Source organism: Bacillus yapensis (genome assembly GCF_005280205.1).
Lineage (GTDB): Bacteria > Bacillota > Bacilli > Bacillales > Cytobacillaceae > Robertmurraya > Robertmurraya yapensis.
This window is the reverse complement of record NZ_SUND01000037.1, coordinates 1-3133: the sequence shown is the minus strand read 5'-3', so window position 1 is coordinate 3133 and position 3133 is coordinate 1. Positions and strand designations below refer to the sequence as shown.

The following is a 3133-nucleotide window of genomic DNA, read 5'->3' as shown; positions in this document are numbered from 1 at the left end:
GAGGATAAGGAGTTGACAGACTAACTTCACCAAGACCCTCTTGGTGTCTCAAAAGGCAACACCTTTTGAGCTGCCTACCGGCGAGGGAGCCCCTCAAGGATTGAGGGGTTGGGGAGTTCGATTAGGGGGTCTGGGGAAGAGTTCCCCAGTGGGTTTGGGCAAAGCCCAAGGTGTGGTTTTTAGCGTCGCAGACCACATGAAACTTTGCGTGCAAAGTGTAGTGTGTTACACTTCTCTTAATCTTTTAGATTTTCGGAAGGGTGCGTGACCCCATGAGTTACTCCATTATCAGAATGCAAAAAATGAAATCTACAGCCATAAAAGGCATTCAATTTCACAATCAAAGAGAGAAAGAAAGTGAGACGAATCCCGACATCAACAAGGCGGATTCTCACTTGAATTATGACCTCATAAACGGTCAAAGACAGATAGACTATACGGATAAAATTAATCAAGTACTTGAGGACAATGTGACCTCTGGAAAGAAGATCCGGAAAGATGCGGTTAGGCTTGCTGAATTTCTGATTACATCAGACAAAGAATTTTTCGAGAAGATTTCACCGAAAGAGCAGAAGCGGTACTTTGAAACTGCTCATGAGTTCCTTGCTGATCGGTACGGTGAGAAGAACTTAATATATGCGACTGTTCATCATGACGAGAAAACTCCTCACATGCATGTGGGGTTCGTTCCAGTAACGGAAGATGGCAGATTGTCGGCTAAAGATTTCTTTGGCCAGAAAAAGCAACTGGTTAGCCTTCAGGATGATTTTAACGATTACCTGAAGCAAAATGACTTTGACTTGGAGAGAGGGGTCTCATCGAGCCGTAAACACGTTGAGACGGCTAAATATAAGGCTATGACGTTCCAAAACATGGAGAAGGAAGCCCAAGAGAAATATGAACGGACAATGGGGCATATCCAAGAGATTGACGACAAATCGAAATCGATTGCGAATATTGAAGCTAAAAAGGTGCTTGGGCTTGTTGGTATGAAGGAGCAGGACTACAAGAGCCTAGTGAATTATGCGACGAATGGGGTCGCCTATCAGCTGGAAGCAGAGAATCTGCAGAAAGAGTTGGACAAGACTAAGGCAGAGGTTGTACAACTGAAATCTGAAATGCAGACAGGACAAGATAAAGTTCGTGATTATTACAAAGACATTCGAGAGAATTTAGATTCAGCAGCGGAGAAAAAAGCCATGCAAAAATTGAAGCAGCATGACGTTGTGAAAAATCATCGTGAGCTGATAGATAAATACAATGGGTTAGTCAATAATTTCAATGACCAGTTGAAGGAGAAAAAGCAGTTAAAACAGCAGGTGGACACACTTAAAATAGAGAACCGGTCTTATCAAAATGAGAATCGGGAATTGAAATCTGAGAACGGAAAATTGAAGGAAAAACTCACGCAGATCAGCAAGGAGTTTTCAGCTTTCAAAGAAAAAGTGGGGCATGTTCTTCATGCTCAACTTGACCGTGTTAAAACATTTTTGAGAATGAATGACGTAGACCGAAGTGCAATCAAGTTCCTGGATGATAGGCAAGATAAATTAGTCCAGGACTCATTGGCAAAAATGGAGAAACCACAAAGGGAAAAACAACGTGATATGGGAATGGAACGATAAAAAAAGCCCCCGCATTTAGCAGGGGTTTTTTGAATAAAATGCCTTGCAATCGCACTTTATTCGTTCTCTTGCTCTTTACTATCGTCATAGTAATTTAAGAGCAAGCTTTTTTTATGCTCTGAACCTTTCATCATGATGTTTGGAGAGACTTGCCAAACGCCATTTTGTACTTTCGTGATGAAGTTATTTTCTTGTAGCTTTTTCATTATTTTAGCAATGGTTGGCTCTGAAACGCTAGCTTCTTTAGCAATCTTTTTATAAGTCCCTACAAAGGTGTTGTTGGCTTGTTCTGTATTTTCAAGTATGTACACCAATACATCGATCTGTCTTGAATCTGCAAGCCCTAGAATGTGTAGAAAGTCCATAAGATAGACCTTCCAAAATTGCTTTTGACCATATGCTCTTTTGGTAATTTGCTCTGCTTGAATTTTCTCTCCAGTTTCTGTGTCGATGTATGTTTTTGATTTTTTGCCCAATAATGTTTGTGTATCCGCATGATACTCCATATTTTTATCCACTTGTATTTTCCCTCCTCCCATCTAATTTACTTAAGTGTACTTTTAGTAAAAAATAAAGTCAACATTAATTTACGCTAAGATATACTTAAGTGCTCACTAACGTAGTCTTAAGTGTCTAAAACCTCCAAAACCATTGATATATATGGGTTTATCTCACTTTTATATAAAAAACACTCTCTTCTTAATCCAAAGGGCTTTTCTCCATGCAAGGTTCGGGTAGTATTTTTTGTCCTGCGGATCGCTGCGCTCAAAAAATCTCCACCCTTTACCCCTTGCATTCCGAAATTTTGGCGGTGCTGGACTGTCGCCAAGCCGACGTACCTAAAACGAGGAATTTAGGAAATCGGCTTGCTCGTGCCAGTGTACCGCCAAAACCGCCAGTTCTTCCGTCCGAAAAATTTCTCTTATTCTACATTTAGCTACGCTATGCGGGGGCTTCCCCCACACCCCCTTGCCAGCCTCCACCCTAAAACAAGGGGAAGGACATTGAATCTTATGTGGCATTTGAATAAAAACTTATGGTATTAAGGAATCTAATTTAGAAAGATCGTAGTAAAGAAAAGGGGGGGAGCTTGTATGAATAGTAACAGTAGCATTAATAAAAGCAATTTAAATTTACTAGCCGTAGTGGCATTAGGGTTAACGACAATTTACACGGCAATATTAGCAACTCAATTAATGTCAACAAAACATAAAGTTGATTATTTATATTACAAAGAACATTTTCAAAACAGTAATAAAAGTACTCCAGAATAACGAAAGACGCTCTTGAAGCGTCTTTCTTACTTTTTAGGGGTAAAACTAGGGGCAACCCCTAAAAAAGGCGAGAGAGTCCCGTATGGCGTCTGTCAACGGTACCGGACCGAAGGGAGGATAAGGAGTTGACAGACTAACTTCACCAAGACCCTCTTGGTGTCTCAAAAGGCAACACCTTTTGAGCTGCCTACCGGCGAGGGAGCCCCTCAAGGATTGAGGGGTTGGGGAGTTCGA

The 3133-nt window shown here is 41.0% G+C and carries 3 protein-coding genes; 2 read left to right on the top strand and 1 reads right to left on the bottom strand.

Annotated features, from left to right (window positions below; genetic code table 11):
* Positions 1-272: 272 nt before the first annotated feature.
* Positions 273-1625: a MobV family relaxase gene (gene mobV, locus FAR12_RS23015; protein ID WP_126411074.1), complete on the top strand. Its 1353-nt coding sequence runs from the start codon at positions 273-275 to the stop codon at positions 1623-1625.
* A gap of 56 nt (positions 1626-1681) precedes the next feature.
* Here mobV and FAR12_RS23010 read toward each other — a convergent pair whose 3' ends face one another.
* A complete protein-coding gene (locus FAR12_RS23010; RefSeq protein WP_126411073.1) occupies positions 1682-2143 on the bottom strand; it encodes a replication/maintenance protein RepL in 462 nt (153 codons plus the stop codon).
* Between the two features lie 576 nt (positions 2144-2719).
* Between FAR12_RS23010 and FAR12_RS23005 the strand changes: the two genes are divergently transcribed.
* Positions 2720-2899 carry a hypothetical protein gene (locus FAR12_RS23005; protein WP_126411072.1) on the top strand — a complete coding sequence of 60 codons (180 nt, stop codon included), beginning with the start codon at positions 2720-2722 and terminating at the stop codon, positions 2897-2899.
* Positions 2900-3133 lie beyond the last annotated feature (234 nt).